15 protein-coding genes, 1 tRNA gene and 1 pseudogene are annotated in these 20,343 nt (G+C 38.4%); 6 read left to right on the forward strand and 11 right to left on the reverse strand.

Annotation, left to right across the window (positions count from 1 at the left end; all coding sequences use genetic code 11):
- Positions 1-114: 114 nt before the first annotated feature.
- From ACFE93_RS23885 to ACFE93_RS23895, 3 genes and pseudogenes are all read right to left on the reverse strand, one after another.
- Positions 115-532 (reverse strand): annotated as a pseudogene (locus ACFE93_RS23885) (hypothetical protein).
- A 766-nt stretch (positions 533-1,298) separates the two neighbouring features.
- Positions 1,299-2,087: a Uma2 family endonuclease gene (locus tag ACFE93_RS23890; RefSeq protein WP_375476899.1), complete on the reverse strand. Its 789-nt coding sequence runs from the start codon at positions 2,085-2,087 to the stop codon at positions 1,299-1,301.
- Positions 2,088-2,151: 64 nt separating this feature from the next.
- The gene (locus tag ACFE93_RS23895; protein ID WP_375476901.1) at positions 2,152-3,378 is read right to left on the reverse strand and encodes a tetratricopeptide repeat protein; all 1,227 of its coding nucleotides are present in this window, start codon (positions 3,376-3,378) and stop codon (positions 2,152-2,154) included.
- Between the two features lie 366 nt (positions 3,379-3,744).
- Here ACFE93_RS23895 and ACFE93_RS23900 point away from each other — a divergent pair, with 366 nt between their 5' ends.
- The 4 genes from ACFE93_RS23900 (at position 3,745) to ACFE93_RS23915 (ending at position 6,103) form a co-directional block, all read left to right on the forward strand.
- Positions 3,745-4,335, forward strand: a complete 591-nt coding sequence (locus tag ACFE93_RS23900) for a chromophore lyase CpcT/CpeT (protein ID WP_375476903.1) — start codon at positions 3,745-3,747, stop codon at positions 4,333-4,335.
- Positions 4,336-4,571: 236 nt separating this feature from the next.
- A tRNA-Cys gene (locus tag ACFE93_RS23905) sits at positions 4,572-4,642 on the forward strand.
- Between the two features lie 221 nt (positions 4,643-4,863).
- Positions 4,864-5,079 (forward strand): hypothetical protein, encoded by a 216-nt coding sequence (locus ACFE93_RS23910; protein ID WP_375476905.1) that lies wholly within the window; start codon positions 4,864-4,866, stop codon positions 5,077-5,079.
- A gap of 106 nt (positions 5,080-5,185) precedes the next feature.
- A complete protein-coding gene (locus ACFE93_RS23915) occupies positions 5,186-6,103 on the forward strand; it encodes a tyrosine-type recombinase/integrase (RefSeq protein ID WP_375476907.1) in 918 nt (305 codons plus the stop codon).
- Here ACFE93_RS23915 and ACFE93_RS23920 read toward each other — a convergent pair.
- From ACFE93_RS23920 to ACFE93_RS23950, 7 genes are all read right to left on the reverse strand, one after another.
- Positions 6,061-6,237 (reverse strand): hypothetical protein, encoded by a 177-nt coding sequence (locus ACFE93_RS23920; protein ID WP_375476909.1) that lies wholly within the window; start codon positions 6,235-6,237, stop codon positions 6,061-6,063. The two genes, ACFE93_RS23915 and ACFE93_RS23920, sit on opposite strands and share 43 nt — an antisense overlap.
- Before the next feature lie 316 nt (positions 6,238-6,553).
- On the reverse strand, positions 6,554-7,450 hold the full coding sequence (locus tag ACFE93_RS23925; RefSeq protein WP_375476911.1) for a M48 family metallopeptidase: 897 nt from the start codon (positions 7,448-7,450) through the stop codon (positions 6,554-6,556).
- A gap of 189 nt (positions 7,451-7,639) precedes the next feature.
- Positions 7,640-8,203, reverse strand: coding sequence for a hypothetical protein (locus ACFE93_RS23930; protein WP_375476912.1), 564 nt, complete (start codon positions 8,201-8,203; stop codon positions 7,640-7,642).
- An 885-nt stretch (positions 8,204-9,088) separates the two neighbouring features.
- Entirely contained in the window at positions 9,089-13,645 is a 4,557-nt protein-coding gene (locus ACFE93_RS23935) for a CHAT domain-containing protein (protein WP_375476914.1), read from the reverse strand.
- Positions 13,646-13,762: 117 nt separating this feature from the next.
- Positions 13,763-14,710: a DUF1822 family protein gene (locus ACFE93_RS23940; protein WP_375476916.1), complete on the reverse strand. Its 948-nt coding sequence runs from the start codon at positions 14,708-14,710 to the stop codon at positions 13,763-13,765.
- 58 nt (positions 14,711-14,768) lie between these two features.
- Entirely contained in the window at positions 14,769-15,695 is a 927-nt protein-coding gene (locus ACFE93_RS23945) for a hypothetical protein (RefSeq protein WP_375476918.1), read from the reverse strand.
- Positions 15,696-15,710: 15 nt separating this feature from the next.
- The gene (locus ACFE93_RS23950) at positions 15,711-15,851 is read right to left on the reverse strand and encodes a hypothetical protein (RefSeq protein ID WP_375476920.1); all 141 of its coding nucleotides are present in this window, start codon (positions 15,849-15,851) and stop codon (positions 15,711-15,713) included.
- An 88-nt stretch (positions 15,852-15,939) separates the two neighbouring features.
- Between ACFE93_RS23950 and ACFE93_RS23955 the strand changes: the two genes are divergently transcribed.
- Positions 15,940-16,350, forward strand: coding sequence for a XisH family protein (locus ACFE93_RS23955; RefSeq protein WP_375476922.1), 411 nt, complete (start codon positions 15,940-15,942; stop codon positions 16,348-16,350).
- A complete protein-coding gene (locus tag ACFE93_RS23960; RefSeq protein WP_375476924.1) occupies positions 16,341-16,679 on the forward strand; it encodes a XisI protein in 339 nt (112 codons plus the stop codon). Before ACFE93_RS23955 ends, ACFE93_RS23960 begins: the two co-directional genes overlap by 10 nt.
- Positions 16,680-16,941: 262 nt before the next feature.
- On the opposite strand, the gene ACFE93_RS23965 is transcribed toward ACFE93_RS23960, so the two are convergent.
- Positions 16,942-20,112: a type I restriction endonuclease subunit R gene (locus ACFE93_RS23965; RefSeq protein WP_375476926.1), complete on the reverse strand. Its 3,171-nt coding sequence runs from the start codon at positions 20,110-20,112 to the stop codon at positions 16,942-16,944.
- Positions 20,113-20,343 lie beyond the last annotated feature (231 nt).

Below are 20,343 nucleotides of genomic sequence, written 5' to 3' on the forward strand. Positions count from 1 at the left end.
ATATAAATCATTGCAAACAGGTATTTTGACCACGATTGATATGGGAATGGTGCAGTTCAATTATTTGAAAAGCGCTGTCAAATCAAGACTTTTGTTAGGAGTCTAATGATGATATTATGCAGTTTGGGTATTATTATTAGAGACTTCATCTGTACTAGCTTTTAAGCGATTGACTAAGCTTTTGTGGACGCGTAGGCGTAGCCCGCCGCAGGCATCGCTTTTGCGAACACCACCCGCCATTTCATATTCCTGGCTGTCTTTGCCGTACTTAAAGGCAACTCCCAGAAGCATTTTTTTCAGTCAGCTCGCTCAAACTTTTTTCCAACTCTTTCATCTCATTTGTGTAAGAGTCAATCATAGCTAGAGTAGTATTATAAGTATCTATTTTGCTACGGTACTGCTGAATTATTTGTTTAATATTTTGCAAGTTCCGACCATCCCCAAAATCCATGCTAGGATCGATTGCTTTGAGTCCGGCGATTCTCAATTCAGCTTTTTCTAGAACGCGATATGTATGCTTTTGCCGAGGCATAATTATCTTCTTTTTATGTGTTCTAGAGCTAGCTTGCCTTACTAAAGCCTAATTTTGGTTGGGTAAAATCCACATATATTAGTATCGAGTGTAACGATAGACTCCGCAAATCAACTAAAAATATGATGTTTGTAACGAAAATCATCGTGGTGGTAACTAAATTCGTTATTTTAGTAACAAATTCGTAACATTGTAACGAAAATAATCATGTTTGTAACAAAAATCGTCGTGGTGGTAACTAAACTCGTTATTTTAGTAACTTAAGAGGATGTTTTAAAAGTTCTTTGGTCGGTAGCAAAACGTTTTAGATCCCCCTAAATCCCCCTTTTTAAGGGGGACTTTGATTCCGGTTCCCCCCTTTTTAAGGGGGGCTAAGGGGGATATAAAAGTGCCTAAAATTACAACTGACCACTTTTAAAACATCCTCTAAAGCGCGATGTTAGTGGCAATGTTAGTAACGGCAACTGGTTTCAATTCCAAACACCTAGATATCACAGGCAATTAATTGAGCAAGTAATGCTGAACTCTGCAAAATCTGTAACACTGAGTTAAATCTAGGGTTTTTTAACTTAGCTGCGGAATTTAGAACAAAAGCGCTGTGTTAATAAGTAAATAAAATACACATAGTCAAGGCAGGATTATGATACTTGAAACTGCGGCGATCGCTGTTCAATCAATACTGTGCTAGCTTAAGAAAAATACTGCAAAACTCAATCAGTATGACCAGTGCGATCGCTTAAACAAATCCCACAAATCATCCATCCTTTTAAGTGTCTATCTCAGATACATTCAAACCTGTTAACCTCGCTACCTGTTCTATTGTCATCCCAGATTCAAGTAAGTTGCGTGCAGTTTGTAATAACTGCAATTCTGCCTTGTCTGCCCTTTGGCGTTCTTGTTCTGTCCTTTGGCTTTCTTGTTCTGCCTTTTGACATTCCTTTTCTTCAGGAGTTGGCAGCAATTCCCCTGCCAAATTTGCCCAGCGTAACCAAGTAGCATTAATACCTTTATAATTTCCCTGCCACAACTGCAATGCTAACCCTAAAGATTGACTCACTAACTGATTTTGAGCATTGATTGCAATAGGTTGATAAGCTCCTTTTTCAATAGAGAAACCAGCCAAATCATTAGGGTTAAAAGGGTCATACCAGAAATATTCTGGCACACGCATTTGATTTTGATAAATCAGCTTTTTCTCATTTTTGTCTGCTTGGGCTGTGCTATCAGAAAGCAACTCAATAACTACATCTGGTGCTTTCTCCTCTTCCCAAACCACCCAACTGCGACGTTCTGCTTTGGGGACTCCCAGCACAGCAAAAAAGTCTGGCCCTTTAAAGTCTTTGTTTCGCACCTGGGCCAGACTGTAGTAAACAAACATATTACCGCCGATAAACCCATCCTCTCGTTCTTCCAACCAAGGTATCAGAGCATCGATCAGCAAATCCATCTGGGCTTTGTGTCGCGGGCTTTCCATCGGGATACCGTCATCGTCTGGTAATTCTGCTTGGGTGGGTGGGAGTTGAATATCTGGTGCAGCTAGGGTAGTTTCTGACATAGCTTTTCACCTTTTGGGTAAGCGTGACGGGTATTTTTATGTTAAGCGATCGCAGAAATTTCAGTTAATTTGCTTTCGACAGTTTTTCAATTTGCCCAGTAAAGTATGCTTCTTCATGTTTGAGTTGTTGCGCCAGTTTTAACCCTTGTTGAAAAGCTGTTAATGCTTGAGGAAATTCTTTGCGTTCTAGATACAATTGCCCAATTTGGTCATAAGCTTGCATCATGCCGTAAAAGTTGGCAGCTTGCGCCTGTATCTGCACCAAAATTTCGCTAGCCTGCAAAGCCTCCTGTGTTTGTCCTTGCGAACGATACAACGCAATTAACTTCTGCAAAGCATCACCAGCACGAACGTACTCCTTTAATTGCCAAGCAGTGGTATAAGCCTCTTGATAATTTTTAAAAGCTTCTAGCAGTAAGTTAGGATCTTTCTTGGCTAGAGATTCGTAATCTGAAGCGATCGCTAGCTTTAATTCTAGTATTTCTCTAAGCTTATTTTCGTTGCCATAAATTTCTGCTAGTTTGTTAAGTACACTCAATGACTGCTGCGGTTGGTTTGTCTGCTCGTAAATATAAGCCAGCTGTTGCAGATATGTTACCTCGTTTACGCGATCGCCAACAGATGTAGCTAAATTCAACAATTCCTCATAGATTGGCGCAGCTTTGCGATAATCAAACCAACTCAAATGCAGTTCTCCAATTGTTTTGAGGGTTTCTAATAACGCTATTTGATCTTGTTGTTGTCGCACTACTAGCAAAACTTGGTCATAAGCTTCTATAGCCAGTTTAGACGATCGCACATTTTTGTAAGCTTCACCCAGCGATCGCCACAATTCTAAATCGATTGGGGTAGTTTTTTTCTGAGATTGGGCTTGCTTTTGAATTGCTTGCAATCGTTGCGTAATATATTGTACTTCTTGTGCATCGTTTTGCTTCCAAGCGATCGCCCCAACTCGTGATAATGCTTGCACCTCTACTAATGAACCTAAAAAGCGCCGCAAACGCAATTCTCGGTTCCAAATTTCAAACGCCGCAATCGGTTCCCCTGCTTGCAGTTTCGCCGCCGCTTCTTGATTTAACGCATCTAATGCTGGTTCTAACTTTTGCCGTTCTTGGGGAGTTAACGGTTGTTTATCCTTGGGCGAACGTGGTGACAGTGGATCGGGTGTGGTAATCTCTAAAGGGCTGGGAGGAAATTTATCGGGTGGTTTCGGCGGTTTACTCTCTGCCAGTGCGAAGGAATTGCTAAAGAGTATAGTGGCAGTAGCGATCGCAATTAAGTGCCTGAGCATGGGTACTTTACTTTACCTTGAGTGAATTGCATGAGATAATGAGCGATTATCCCCATGCCCTATTATTGACTAACTATTCTCCAGCTTTTCTCCAGCTTTACAAGAAAAGCCTACCTGAAAGCTATGTGGCTTCAGCACACAGATAAAAGGCAGTGTGCGAATTTTGCCATAAATGCCTAACGATCTCTAGTTGTTAGGTACAAGATGTCAGCAGTTTAACTTGTACTAAAGCAACTTAATTTTCTCCAGTTAGAGGATTTATCGTAGATATATTTTAAAAATTGCGATCGCAGCTAGGATTTTTGAGTCAGGGGAGTGTCAAAATAATTCTAGATAATATTTAAGTAACTAGTCGATCGTTTTCTAATGACTCATTCTACTGATATCGCCACTTTAGCGCGCTGGATGGCAGCTGACTTTAGCAATCAAGAACAAGCTTTTGAAAATCCGCCTTTTTATGCTCATATCCGCGTCTGTATCCGTCCCCTCCCTTTAGAGTTGTTCTCAGGGGTAAGTTTGTTTCTCGAACAAGCTTATGATTTTGCGCTCAATCAACCCTACCGGATGCGGGTAATGAAGTTGATTCCGGCAGAAAACCATATTGCGATTGAACACTACACCGTTAAACAAGAAGAAAAATTTTACGGTGCATCTCGTGAACCCGAACGCCTCAAAGAGTTGTCTCTTGACCAATTAGAAAAAATGTCAGGTTGCAACATGGTTGTAGAATGGACAGGAAAAAGCTTCAAAGGCAGAGTTGAACCTGGTAAAGGCTGCATAGTGTTTCGCGACGGCAAAAATACTTATCTAGATAACGAATTTGAGATTGACGCTAAAGAATTTTTCAGCCTCGATCGGGGAAGGGATTTAGACACCGATGAACGTCTTTGGGGTTCTATCGCCGGCCCATTTCACTTTCTCCGTTGGGGTAGTTTTGCCGATGAAGTAAAGGTGTAACAAGTGAGGAGTGAGGAGTTACAACTTTCTTTAATTAGCTAAGAGTTGTTTGTACTGTGGTCAACCTGCAATCGAAATTTTCTAGCGATCGCTCGAAGACTACCAAAAACATCCAGTTAACCTACTATCTCTACCTCAGAATCCTATGCTATCATGGTTTAACTAGCTTCCTATGGCTACTAAATGCCTACTAAGACACCTTAGCAACATTAAAGTAGTTCAGGGAATCTTGCTGTGGCGGCATAGCCAAGTGGTAAGGCAGAGGTCTGCAAAACCTCCACCCCCGGTTCAAATCCGGGTGCCGCCTTGAAAGAAATATAAGCATTACAGGGCTTTAAAGCCCTTTATTTAATGGGAGTTAAAGGCTTGTTTTCAAAGCCTTCAGAGATTTTTGGGGTTATTTCGGGTGGTTTGGGTGAAGAACTGGGGTAAAAGGTAAGATAGAGGTGTTTACCACAATAGGTATTTCTGGGGTAAAACTGGGGTAAAGTCGAAGGATAAAGGTCTTTACCCCAGTTAATTAACCTTATGGAATCTCAAAAATCTCAAAGTATTGCCCGTCGGGGTTCAGTGCAGATTAAGAACTCTAACGGCAGTCTCCAATTAGTTTTATTCTCATCCTATTGTTACGCCGACGGGAGAGCTAAAAACCAAGCGTTTCTACCTTTCGACAAGGCACTACGATACACCTTTAGGAAGACATCAAGCATCGACTTTAGCGGCAACAATCCAGAGGGATATTGACTATGGAGAGTTTGATGCCAGTTTAGCTAAGTACAAACCAGCAGCTTCATTAAGCACCGTTAGCCCAATTACGCCAATTAGTCCTTCAGCTACCCCCCAATATGACTTGGGAGAATTATGGGAAAAATACGCTGAGTTTAAAAAACCACAGGTTAGTCCTTCTACTTATGCGGTTGACTACCGCAAGTATCGCAATCACATTGCTAAGTTACCAACTAAAACTTTAGATGATGCGATCGCAATTCGAGACTATTTACTTGCCAATCTCAGTGCTAATGCCGCCAAAGGTACTTTGACAAATATAAATGCTTGCTGTGATTGGGCACTTAAGAGTCAGCTAATTGAATCAAATCCCTTCCAAAGTATGGCAAAAGATATTCAGATACCGAAGTCAGAATCAGCAGAATATGAAATTAATCCCTTTACTAAGGAAGAACGGGATAGCATAATTCAAGCATTTGAGGAGAGCAAACTCTATAGCTACTATGCTCCTTTAGTAAAATTATTATTTTTTACAGGGTGCAGACCATCAGAAGCGATCGCTCTACAATGGAAGCATATCAGTGATAAATACATTACCTTTGAGCAAGCAATTACCATCAGTACTAAAGGGTTAGCTCTCAAAGATGGATTAAAAACCCAAAGCCAAAGACGTTTTCCGATTAATCATCAACACTGTAAAATTTTAGACTCTATCAAACCTGAGAACTGTAAACTAGATGATTTTATCTTTAGAAGCAAGAAAGGCGGCATAGTAGACTTTGGAGATTTTCTCAACCATGCTTGGAAAGGTTACAAAAATCACCGTGGTACATATATAGATGGAATCGTAACTCAACTTGTAAAACAGGGTGTAGTCAGCGAATATCGCAAACCTTACCAATGCAGACACACTTTTATTACTCTTTGCCTGGAAGCTGATATTGATGCGAAGGATGTAGGAAGGTGGGTTGGCAACTCTCCAGAAATTATTTACAAGCATTACGCTGGTAATAAACGTAACCTACAGGTGCCAGAGTTATAAATTTGTTGAATTAAAAGATAGGCGATCGCTTCAGCATCGTTAGCAGCAGACACAAGATGTTTGGCTTTACTTGTTGGAGTATCCTTCAGAAAAGGATACTGATTAATTCCCACTACCAGCGCGTCTCGATTCATTACCTTGAAGCATACTGTGTTCAGTATATATTTTTGTTTAGAGTATAATCATATTTTACCATTAAGTAATTTTAATTAAAAGTAGCCTAAGTTAGCTTTTTTTCATTTCTGGCGGTATCCGCTTCCGGATTGATAGTCATTGCTTCCTTTTTTTGCCAAAGAGATCGCTTTTGCGAATGATGATTTAATACAGTTGAGTTAAGGAGAATCATCGGTTGGGTTGTAGCAAGATCCTGAAGGGTATGAAGCTAAACCCAACAAATCTGGTAATAAGTATAATCTACCATTCTCCCTATTCGTGCAACAACGCCTATCGTTAAACAAATTTGGAGTTGATTCGCAAAGATACTCCATCTTCCGATAAATCTAATTTTAGTGGTTGAGGATTATTTTTTAATTGCTCATTGCCATCTATCCATAAAGCGAACCAAAAATATTGATTCATTACCTGCTTTAAAGCGTTGATTCTTTGTTGTGTCGGTGGATGGCTGCTAATTTCTGTGTAGTCTGAAGGTAAACGCAAAAACAGGTTCAAGACTCGCAAACCTCCATTTATATCATAACCAGCCTTAATCATATACGTGTAACCAATTTCATCGGCTTGAAATTCATGCTGGCGACTTAATGCTTGCATGGTTCTCTCAAACTCTTGTTTTTTCTGGATAATAATTCGTTGTTTGATGACATCTTTTGTAGCGGGTGATATGGGAGTTTTCGATTTTCTCCGTTCTTGTACAATCCAATTGTTATATTCTGCTTCTGCATCTTGGAGTAATTTTTCTTGTAAACTAGCTTCTGCTTCTTCTTGCTGTGCAGAATGGCGTTGTGTATGGTGGGCTAATTCATGACTGATAATAAAAGCTAAAGCTGCATCATCACCGTGTATTTGGTCTAACAAGCCTTTATAAATTACGATTTTGTTTAACTCATCTGCGTAGGCATTGATATCATATTCATCAGTGATTTGTAAGCGCCAGGGATGATCGTCAAGTCCATTAGCACGAATCACTCTTTCCGCTACACTGTAAACCCATTGTAAATTAGTCTTTTTAGGTTGTACTCGTGGAAGATAAGTTGAAGCATTTGTAGTAGTTGAAAGTGATGGTAATGGACTTATTGCTTGCGCGAAACCTGGTGTATTGAGGTTTAGTAAAACGCTACTGCTAAAACCTAATGTAGTGAAAAAGATGCTGCGAATGTATGAGGATTTCATAATCGTAAACGCCTATTTTCTTTGTTTGAATACCTTTGATTATGTTTACGAGCAAACAATGGTGTATTTACGCATTTGAAATTTTTATATTGAGATGTTTTTTACTAAAAAAGCAGGCAAAATGCCCGCACTACAAGTTTGAATGAAAAATATTCAACACAACAATTATCTAAATAATTACTTTTGCTGCTACAAAATTTTAAAAGCATTAAAAAATCTACTAGCGTCACCAACAGCAGGGTTCTCAACAAAGAGTACATATATGCGTTGATCAGCTAAAAATACTCTAAGTTTGGTAATTTTTTCCCCTTCTTGATATGTATATTCCTTGCCGGGATAACGACCTAATGAGATATTGCGAGTTTCCAGTATTTTTTGAGACTTATCTTGAAACTCGCTGACAAATGCAGTCAATAATTCGTTTGGCTCGACTTGGCTGATATCCATCCGATACTGTCCGTAAAAAATCCCATATTTACTTTCATCGGTTTCTGCTAGTTGCGCCTCCATAAGTATATATTCATTATCTAATTTCATTGTCATGACACCTGGTTCAACGGGTAAGATACCAGAGAAATTCCAGGTACTAGAGGAAACATTTTTCCATCCAGAAATGGTATTGGCTTGTGCTAATACTAGTTGCAATTGGGATTGATTAGTTTGGGTTTTTGATAAGTTAATGGCTTGTGCTTTGGGAAGGCAAGCTACAGTTCCTAATATCAGAATTACCAATGTAAAATTCAATGATTTCATGATTATGTATCTCCTATGAATATTGTCGAGGTATTGTTGAGGTCAGTTATATTGTTTGAACCCCTTCATAGGAAGATACGAATTTATTTACGTGCAATTACGCAGTTGGTAAAAGATTTTTTTGATTTTGTCGATAAATAATGTAATGCTTTTGTAGTGTGTGTAACGGCTACAATAAATTATTAAGCGCGACGAAATAAATCGATATTGCCGTAACGCACCACTCAAAGGCTTTGGTGCGTTACGGACTTCTTCCTAACACACTGGAGTTTAGATTTTTTCAGAAATCACACCGGATTACTTATATATAGGTATTCTCAAATCAATGGTTAACTCGACCAATCTTCTATATTCAGTCCAGGAACTTTCTCAAAATATCGCAAATTTCTGGTTAAGAGGATTCCTTTATTCGCAAGAACTATTAAAGCGATACATAAATCTTTAGTTCCAATACGAATACGTTGTGTTCTGAAGATTTGATAAATGCTTTGAGATTTTTCATCATCCTGAAGAACATTAAATTAAGATAGTAGTATGACTGTTTCAACTAATTGTTGATAAGCATTTGATTGCAAAAGTTCCTCTTTTGCTTCAGCAACTTGAACCAAATAACCTTTATTCTTATGAAATTGAAGATTTTGAATTCGATTTTAAGAATTTGCGTGAGTTGGTTAGGTTGTGATTGTTATTAGGGCGGGTTAGTATGAGAAGCGTTTACTCAAAGAGCAGAAGATGCCTGAAAATGCCAAACTAGAGGTAGAGATTTGTTGAAATTATTTTGGGTTAGGCTATGGGCATTTATGAAATACTTAAAGCTTATCGGGAAGAAATTTTGAGAATTGCGGCTTTGTACGGAGCGTATAAAGTAAATTGTGAATTTTATTCTTAACGCTTGATATCGTCACACAAATGCCTATCTTCTGCGCTAACATCGGAGTTATTTTGTAGATAATCGTGTAGCCAGTCGCAACCTTTTTTTAATAAATCATCAAGGTCAAAATTCCATAAGATTATTTTGCCATCATCACCAGCAGAGGCTAGGGTTTTGCTATCGGGGCTAAAACTGATGCCTCTAATTGCACCGCTATGACCTTTAATCGCTTGCAGTTGCCTTCCGTCCTTGCTCCAAAGTTTGATAGTTCCATCGTCATCACCAGAGACAATAGTGCTACCGTCAGGACTGAATATTTTTTCCTGTAATTCAGTATTTTCAGCAAATATTTCATCGTTCTTCTCATCTTTTTTGATTTCTGTACAATTTTTGTCAATTTTTGTATTTTTGCTTTTAGCTCTTTGATTATTACGAAATATGTTGATCTTTGTACCATCAGGATTAAAACAGATACTAGTAACATCATTTCCTATCTTGAAAGTATTTATTTTTTTGCCTTGCAAACTCCAAACTTCAATGGCATTATATTCAATCCGTTCACGCAAAACAGCGAATGTTTTGCCATTTTGATTAAAAATGACATTATGGAACGAATAAGATTCACCGAAACCAGTAAGAATATCAGGAATAGATAGCAATTTTTTTCCATCAATACTCCAAATGATGATCCTTCCATTTCTACTAGTGGAGGCTATGATTTTACCATCAGGGCTAAAAGATATTACTTGTTCATAGATGCCATCCAATATGTTATCAGTAGTAGACTTTGAAACTTGGAAAATTTGTTTTTCTTTTGAATATGTACTCCAAATTTTAATTCCATCTTTACTAGCAGATATTATACTTTTATTATCCGGACTAAAACTAATACTATTAATTGAACTATGATGACCTTTGAAAGTTTGTAATAATTTTCCGTTTCTATCCCAAAGGGTTATTATTCCCCTAGCATCACCAGAAACAATAATCTTACTATCAGGGCTAAAACTTACTACAGCACGAGAATTGTTATTGCTGATTGTTTTTAATTTACCACTGTCTAAATTAAATAAGTTAATTGTACCATCTTCAGCACCAGAAGCAAGAAAGTGACCATCATGGCTAAAACTTATACTTGTAGGATGATAACAATCAAGAGGAGTAAAAGAAATACAAGTACGATGAACTGTTTGATACTTGCTGTAAGATTTTAGAATATGCTTTTGTGTTCCCTTTACATTTCTAAGTTCGATTAGATCTTGTCCAATTAGGAATGCAATAAATTTTCCATCAGAACTGAATTGTATTTCTGATACACCACTATTTAATTTCAAAGTTTGTAAATCTTTGCCATCTATACTCCTAATTTTGACGAATCCTTCATCATTAACAGAGACAATCATCTTACTATCAGGACTAAACTCTATATCTGGAGTAGAATAATTGCTATTCATCTTTACTTTAAATGTTTGTATTTCATTACCATCTAATCTCAGAATTTTGACTATTGCTTCATTATCAACAAAAGCAATCATTTTACTATCGGGACTAAATCTTATATTTGGAACCAAATAATCGTTATTTCTTTTTATCTTGAAGATTTGCAGTTGCTTACCATCTAAATTCCAAAGTTTTATTGTTCCATCTTCATCAGCAGATAAAATTGTTTTACCATCAGGACTAAGAATAACTGTTTTCCCTTTGATGTAAAGTAGTTCTCTGCCCTCTTCAGACCAAAGTTGGATTGCTTGATAATCGTACAATTTCTGGGAAGGTACATTAAAAGAGGCTATAGTTTTATTACTTGAAGTAAAAATTGCTTGAGTGACAAACTGTTTCGGATTTTGAAAGCGGTTAAGCTCCCTTACTCCATAAACAACCTGTCTTACTGCGGCTACAGTTCGGATTTTCGTATCCGAATGTACATCCAATGATTGCCGTAGTTTTTTACCTGTTTTTAGAGCTTCTATCAATGCTTCAATATCCGAATTAGATGCTAAAAGAGCTTCCATAGATAAACTATTGTTGTTAAATTGAGCATTTATTGCTCGAATTTGTGCCTCTTGCCACTGCCACCACCCAAAACCAGTCAGAAACAACACCAAAATCAAACCACCTGCTAAACCACCAATAATACTCCGTCGCAACCTTTCCCTCTGCTTCCTCTCCCTCTCCCGCAACGCCACACCCTTCTCAATAAACCGTCGCTGCGCTTTACTAACTTCCCCACGCCGTTGCTGCAACCAATCCTCCGCCACCGCCAAAGTTGCACCCCGCAACAAAGCCCCATCATCTCTATTACTATCCACCCATTGCTGCAATGCCACCATCAACCCTTGTTGCCAAATGCGAAACTTGCGGTTCTCCTGCATCCATCCCCGCAACCGTCCCCAATGGCGAATCAACGCCTCATGGACGACTTCCACCGTTTCCTCATTGGTAGACTCATTGCGGTTCGTCACCACCAACCGCTTATCCGCCAAGTGCGTCACCAAATCCCAATTATCTCCCCCCACTTCCTCACTCGTCGCCAACTTCCGGGTATCTTCCGTTCCTTCCCCCGGTTGCACCAACTGAATAAATACCCGTTGCGCTTTTTCCCGTTCCGACTCACTCAACTCTGCATAAACCACATCAGCGTAATTAGCCAGCGCTTTCTCCACACCGCCAATATTTTTATACGCTTGATGCGTCAACCTCCCAGAATGCTGTTGCTTCCACAACTGAGTCAGGGTAAACTCCAGCAACGGCAAACGCCCATCACCATCTTGAATATCATTAATTATGGTGTTGCTTAAACCCTGCTCAAACTCAAAGCCCAATTGAGTTGCAGGACGTGTAATGGCTGACTCCAACTCCTGACGACTCATCCGCACAACAGGTTCTAGTTGATACTCCTGCAACGCCCTGCCAAAAGGTTCGTAATCATCAAGCGCCCTACTTAAAAAATCTGCCCGCAAGGTTAGCACCAGCGTAAAAAACGGTGCATTTTTTACCGCTTGCAGCAAACTATCTAAGAAAGTTTTGCGTGATTCAGATTCCGTACAAAGGGTATAAATTTCTTCAAATTGGTCTGCTATCAACAGCACTCGCGTCACTTGTTCCCCAAGGCGATCGCCATCAGTTAAGTCTGTGATAAAATTTTGCAGCGTGGAGCGATCGCCCTTCAAATTCACATCAAGTTCCAATTCTACCAAACGTCGCTCATCTTCCGGTAAATTTAACGCCGAAACTAACGCTACAGCCAAAGATTCAAAAGGATTTTTCCCCGGACGAAACGCTATAATCAACCAATTATTAACAGTATCCCTACGCAACTGAGGAATTAAACCAGCAAACACCAGCGATGACTTCCCGCTTCCCGAAGCACCAATAACGGCAACTAAAGGTCTATTATTAACAGCAGCAACTAATCCAGAAGTCGCCCTATCTCTACCAAAAAAATACTTCGCCTTTTCTTCTGTAAATTTCTCTAAACCTTGGTAAGGACAGAAAGAAATTATCCCTAAACTTTGCCAAGTCGGTGGAGTTTCTGTCTGATTTTGGACAATTACAGGAAGCCAACTTGCACAAGGAAATTCTGACTCAAGTTTTTTTAACTCCAACCGCGCATTTTTCACAGAAATATATAGAGACTTCCCACTAGTAAATTGTTGTAGGAAATACTTTAAAAACTTCTGCGCTACTTCATCAGGTACTGGTTCCCGCATGACAATCACTTGGGGGATATTCAATTGTTCTAATTCATAAGCAATTCCTAAACCATCGCAGGAATTAAAAAACGCTATTTGCAATCGTCTTTTAATCGCTACTTGCAAAGCATCTCTTAATTCTGCCATCGTCAAACTATTGCTGTCATTTAAATAAATCCTTCCCTGCATTCCTTGAGTTTGGGAATGTCCAGAGAAAAACAATATATCCCACCCCAGATTATCTTGTAGGTAATGATTTAATTCCTCACGAGATGGGTTATCGATTAAAATAATTTCGGCATCATTGCCACAGAAACTTTGCAAATATTGTTTATCTTGGTGTATATTAATTCCGGTGCGATCGCCTAAAATAATTAAAATCCTAATCTTTTCTCTGTAAGGTCTTTCCCTACGTTCAGCATTAGGCGAACTTAAAGCCACTTCTACCAATGGTAACTCAGTTAAAATCTCCCATAAATGCCAGGGAAGCTGACGTAATTCATGGCAAGAAGTTGTAATAATTATTCTAATTTCATCTGGGGAATTTAGTTCTTTGAGAGTATTAGTAATAAAAGTAAAAGATGGTGCATTCAGCCATTGATTAAAACTAGCAACTAAGTTAATAGATTCTCTTGTACATTCTTGCTTTAAACACCCCAGATTACCTCTACTACTCCCCTCAGATTTAATCCTAAATTGACTATCTAGACTGCAATATATTTTGTGCCAGTTATTTAATATTTGAGGAATACTAATATTTTCTAGTAAATTAGTTGTGGTGGTTAGATAAGCGCGTTGTCTTTCATTTGCTATTTCTAAATTGACTTGAAACCCTGATTCAAAATTGCCATCAAATTTAAGAATAACCAGCTTTTTCATAGGTGACGCAATCTAATTTATTGAATTATTAAAAATATATGTAGGGTGTGTTAAGACGAATGTCCGTAACGCACCAAAAAGACATATTTAGGCGCGTTAATAACGCACCCTACAAAATCATACAACAAAATCCTGAGTCACTTTCGACTCATCTAAAATTATCTCAACACAAAATTCCTCATTTAACTCTGCACTTAATTTAATATCCACCCAATTATCATGCTGTCGAGAAATAACGGAATCTACTTCTTGACCATTTTCATCACTAACAACTAATTTTAATTCTGGAGGTAAAGAAACACTTTTTTCTGGGTCGGGTTGAACTTGTACGATAATATCAATTTCGCCCTGATTTTGATGTTTCTCATCTGCTATCTCTTTATTTTTAGGATTTAACTTGACAATCAAAACCACAGACTCGCCATTTAAATGCAAACCTATATCAATTTTTTTGCACTTTGTCACGCTAAAATTTCTAGCGAATCTAAAACTCAGTTCTCGTGGGTTAAAGATTTCTTCCAGGTTTAACCAACCTTCTGTAAATACTCCTTTCATCCATTCTCGAATATTGACTTTTGCAGTTACTTCTTTTGCTGTTAAATAATCGACCAAATCATCAACAGGTTGTAATTGACTTAAATGTATCTTTGCTAGTTGTTGAGTAGTGAAGCCTAAAATCTTTGCTGACCTCAAAGCATGATTAAACTGCACTGCGACATAAGCAGTTCTATCTGTTCTTACTTCGGTGGGAATTTCCAAATATTCCGCATCTGGTAACACCGGACGACATTCGATTTTGCCAATATTTTTTATTTCCAAATCAGCCAAATCAATTAAACTTAACATCCACGTATTACTATTATCTGCATTTGACCAATTAGTTTCAAAACCCATGCAATCAAGATAATAATTGACCGCATACACAGCTAAAGTATTGAGATAGATTTTTTTTCCATCCTCAGTATTTGATATTCTTTGTCTTCGTTGATTCGCCTTTTCATGAGCTTTGCTACTCAGAGGAATTGTGAAAGATGTTTGTTTGTGGTTAAAGTTCATGATTTTCATTGGATATGGTTGTGCAAGTGTGATTGTTTGTGAGTTGGTAGTTCAATCAATTAACAATTTACTGTAGGTATCTACGAAAATAATCGAGGATTTTACGCTTTTTGGCACTGCGTTGATATAGTTCGGAAAGTCTGGGAATAGGATGACCTAATTGTTTTGATATCTCTTCCCAAGTTTTTTCATCAAATCGCATCAATATCACTTTCTGTAAATTGGCATTTTTATCTTCACAAATGTAATTATTTTGCAAAATCCCCTCTGGGTCATTTTGGATGAAATCTCTGACTACTGAAACTTCAATTTCATCATTATTAATCGGAATACTTTTATCTTGGCGCTCCTTTGCTAATTCAAATATTTTTTTATAAACTCTGGATAATTCTTCACTAATAGGTTTATCCAAGTCATTTTTACAATCATCTAATTCATCAAGGGATAATATTTTGGACTGTTGATTTTTGTACTGTCTTTTAATATCATGAAATCGCCAATAAAATAATTGATTTACCCAAGCCATAACGGGATGTTCTGGACGATAATCTTCAATTTTCTTGCAAATTTCGAGATAGATGTTTGCTTCCGCTTCGCTATAAATATCTTCAAAATTAGGCAAATGTCGCCATTGGGAAAACCTTGTTAACTTCCTCGAATTTTGAATTTTGGCAATCAATTGATTTAATATTTTCCGTCGTTCTGCACTTTTTGCAGGATGCTGCTGCGCTGCGTAGACTAGCTGACGCAACTGCAAGTCTAATTCATCACCTATCGACATCTCCTGCTGCACCTCGAAAGTTTGGTATTTTGTTGTCATCATAGATACATAAATACTGTAGGGGTAAATGGTCATTTGATTTGTGGAAATCGCGATCGCAAAGCAAATCATGGCGTTAGCGTCAGCTTTCCGCAGGAATCGCAACCAACCGAGATAAACGGTAAAATATACCGTACATGGACTTTTATCGACACATGGTGTATTCCTCCCCAACCTCTTTAAACCCTTCTACGAACAAGCTGGGGAGTTTTTACGCAAATTTTGAGAAAATGTTTGAATATTACTTTTATAGTATGAGGTTACAGAGTTACGAGCGATCGCCAAGTGAGCCGTAGGTATCGCTTGCACATCTTTAGACGTTACTGCCAAACTAACCCCTAAGTTAAAATGGGAGTTAAAGCGAATATTGTGTATTATCTACCTTTAACCAGCCTAATTTTTAGTGTAATGAACTCCTATGGCAAAAGATAGATTTCATAATATTGTCAGAAATGCTTTAGAAAAAGATGGCTGGAAAATTACGGCTGATCCTTATGAAATCAATGTGGATGATGTAGATTTTGAGATTGATTTAGCCGCCGAGGAACTTTTAGGAGCAGAGCGAGAAGGACAAAAAATAGCGGTAGAAATTAAAAGTTTTATTAGTCCATCGAATGTTTCAGAATTTCACACAGCCTTGGGACAGTTTTTAAACTATCGGGATGCATTAGATAAAATTGAACCAGAACGCCGACTTTATTTAGCTGTTCGCGTTCCGATTTATGAAACTTTTTTTCAACGTAAATTTATTGCATCGGCGGTTGAAAAGTATCAATTACGATTGATGATTTACGATGTAGAAGAGGAGGTTATTAGTCAATGGCTGTAGAACAATATCGGCAATATATTAAATATCTGCTTTCGGAGCGACAAAAACGAGCTTCGATGTCACGCAATTACGAAGAGTATGAAGTGCAAACAATTTTTGACGAACAGCAAGACCACTATCAATTACTTTATGTCGGTTGGCGGGGAAATAAACGGGATTTTGGCTGTATTTTACATCTCGATATTAAAAATGGGAAAATATGGATTCAACACGATGGTACCGAAGTTGGAATTGCCAATCGATTAGTTGAGATGGGAGTACCCAAACAAGATATTATTTTAGCATTTCACGAACCTTATGTGCGTCAGTTTACTGAGTTTGGAATATGATAAATATTATAAATCGCGCTCATTTATCTGTAGTTGCATTTGATTCCTTAATGTTTATTTTCTGGACTGACATTGGGGTTAGTTTTGATATAGTCGTGTAGGTGATTGTAGTTCCCCATACCCCCTCATCAGCCACTAATTGTACTGCGATCATATTTTGTAATAGGTGCTCGCAATTTCAAACCCCTAAAATATGGAGGTAGTATTGAGTCTGCTATCTCATCTCAATGTTAGGTTAGCAGTGATTTAAATTTTGTAGCATTCACGCACCAGTATCATAGATACTCTCTTGTCCAGAGTAATTCTCATAAATGTGCTGATAAACTTCCTGACACTTCTGTTCATACAGTTCAGCAGAATAACTCTGAGGTAATCTATCCAAATTATCCTTAATCGCCACTTCTACCGATGCTCTGGTTTGCTGTCTATTCTTCCAATCCAAAACTAGTTTCTCTTTTTTGAGAGTTTTCAGTAATTCTCTTGCAAGTTGTTTGACTTCTTGTTCTTCTTGCTTAGTCAGTTTAATTTCTGGTTTAGTCAGTAAGTCAAAAATTGCTAGTTCTTCTTCAATCAGATTTTGCGCGATCGCTCTTTTATCTTCAACACCCAATTCTTGAGCAAAGTTAATCAAATCATTGAAGAATATCTGCACATTGCGTGAGTCAGCATTGTGTTCTGCTATCATCTGCTGGAATTTATCCAGGTAGTCGATGCGAGTTTTATTTAACCTCACCATCTGCTGGAGTTTTTGCGCGATCGCTGTTTTGAGTTTTTCTGTCTCTGTTCTCTGGTAGTCAGTACTAGCAAATTTATTTTTTAACGCTACAAAGTCGATTTGGCTTAAGTCGATGCGTTGACTGTGGGATTCTTGAATGACAAACTCTCCAGCAGTGATGGACAGATCCAACAGTTCCTCCACTTGTTCCATCACTTCGGACACATCAACTTCTGGTACTTCTGCCAGAATTTGGTCTTTGATTGCCTGCAAATGAGCATTAATAGCGGTAAACTCCTTGGCAGCAGGATCTGGGAGGATAGCTTTGTAGAGTTTGTTAGCGTTACCTGCTAGGGAAAGATAAGTTTTTTTGGCATGATCATTAATAATGATGCATTCCACTGCATCTGCCCAAAATTTAGTGCGTGCAAAACCTTGTGCTGACTCCAGTACAGCAAAATCAATGCCTTTTTGCGTACAGAATGTTGTGGTTTGGGCGATCGCTTCTCTCAATTGTGCCACTAAAGCTGTTTTTGCTTTAACTGGGGTATCTTCTTCTTTAATCCCACCACCAGATGCGGAACCATAAATGGTTAGTGCTTTCTGTAAATCTCGGAAGACACCAATGTAATCAACAATTAAACCATTGACTTTACCTGGGAAGACACGATTTGCTCTGGCAATGGTTTGCATGAGACTATGGTTCTTCATGGGTTTGTCTAAGTAAATGGTGGAACAACTGGGGACATCAAATCCAGTCATCCACATAGCGCAGACAAAGATGATGCGTAGGGGATGAGATGGATCTTTGAATTTTTCATCCAGTGGGGGAGATTCACTCACTAACCTTTGACGGTGAGGCGTAATGTCTAATTCTTTTTTCTGAAATGCTTCTACTTCGTTTTGAGACTGAGATATGACCACTGCCATATCTGTTTCTGACATATATTTAATTGTGACTGATAATTTTTTTTGTTCAAATTCGCTTAAATTAGATTCAGCAAGTTGATTTTTAAACTGCTGGAGGTGTTGTTGCCAGTGGTACTGGACTTTGTTGTACATTTTGACAGCAGTAAATCTGTCAATGCTGACAATCATTGCTTTACCCTGGTATCCTCTACCCAGCAAGTGGGTGACAATATCTTGAGCAATTTTCTCTAATCGGTCATCTCTGGTAATTAATTGATATTCTCTGGCACATTGTCTTTCTAATTTCTTCTCTTCTTCCTCATCCATTGTTGCTGATTCGATGATTTCTGCTATATCTTCATTGAGGGCATCATTGGTAAGTTGCAATTCGGGAATTCTGTTTTCATAGTAGAGGGGAACTGTAGCGCTATCTTCTATTGATTGCCGGAAGTTATAAATGCTGATGTAATCACCAAAGGTTTTTTTGGTTTCTTGCTCTCCTAACATTAAAGGTGTACCAGTGAAACCAATGAATGCTGCATGGGGTAAAGCATTTCTCATGTTGAGAGCGAATGTGTCATACTGACTGCGGTGTGCTTCATCGGCAATGACGATAATATCTGACCTATCAGAAATTTGGGGATAGGTTCCGCCTTTTTCGGTGCGGAATTTTTGAATCATCGTGAAAATGTGGCGATGATCTTCATCCAGAAGTTGTTTGAGGTGTTCTGCACTTTTAGCGCGGACATTTTTTTCGATTTCTGTCACTGCACCAGCATAGGCAAAGTTTTTGTAGATTTGTTCGTCTAAGTCTTCTCTGTCGGTGATTATCACAAATGTCCAGTTACCATAGAGTTTTCGCACCACTTTTTGGGAGAAGAAGACCATTGAATAACTTTTACCGCTACCTTGGGTATGCCAAAATACTCCTAATCTGCCTTGATTGGATTTAATTTCCTGTACTGCGGTAACTGCTTGGTTAACTCCTAAATATTGATGATTTTTCGCAACGATTTTTACTAAACTGCCTTTAGCAGCGTAAAAGAAGATGAAATTTTCAACTAGATCCAGTAACTTGGTTGGTTCACAAGTACCTCTAATTATCGTGTCTAGAGAAATTATCCCTTCTTCTCCTTCAGAATTTATCTTCTTCCACTCCGAGTAATGTTCCCATTTGGCAGTTAAGCTACTAATGCGACTTTTTTTACCATTGGAGAGGATGATAAATGCGTTGTACCAGAACAGTTGGGGGATAGTTTGCTTGTAATCTGTAAGATTGTTTTTATAGGCAAGTTCTAAGCGTTGGTGATGTGCCTTTAATTCAATGAATACTAAGGGTAAACCATTGACAAACCCTATTAAGTCTGTTCTTCTGGTGTAAATCTCTCCTGTCACCCAAAATTGAGATGCGAGAAAAAAATTATTATTTTCTGGGTGATTCCAGTCAATGACTTTGACTGTTTCTGCTTGGTCTTCACCAGCATCATTTTTAAAACTGACTTTCACCCCATCCTTGAGGAGTTGATAAATTTCTGCATTCGCATTAGGTAAACTTAACGTGCTTCGGTCACGAGTTAGTTCTTCAATGGCAAGTTGGATAGCTTCTGTGGGTAAGTTAGGGTTTAAGTTTTGTAAAGCTGACTGCAATTTGGGAATTAAAACTACCTCATCCCTTGTTTCTCTCCCCAGTGTGCCGTTTGTACTAAAGGTTTCATGGTAACAGTTGGCTGTTTGCCATTGCAGTTGAGAGAATAGGTCAATGGTGGAGTTTTCTAGCGCTGCTTCTGAGTCTGGGTGAGGTGGACGCATAGGTATGGAGTATCGATTTACTCCATTTTTAACTCAAAAGTTCGGCGTTGGGGATTGATGGGGTAATTTTCTCACGCACAGTCACAAAGCCTCAACCCAATCTACACAGCTTGATCGCGGTGGGACAAAGTTTGAAGTACTCCAACACGACTTTTAAGTACCTCAACACGATGTTGAAGTACCTCAACACGATGTTGAAGTACCTCAACACGATGTTGAAGTACCTCAACA

Origin of the sequence: uncultured Nostoc sp. (assembly GCF_964247315.1) — a bacterium.
Lineage (GTDB): Bacteria > Cyanobacteriota > Cyanobacteriia > Cyanobacteriales > Nostocaceae > Nostoc.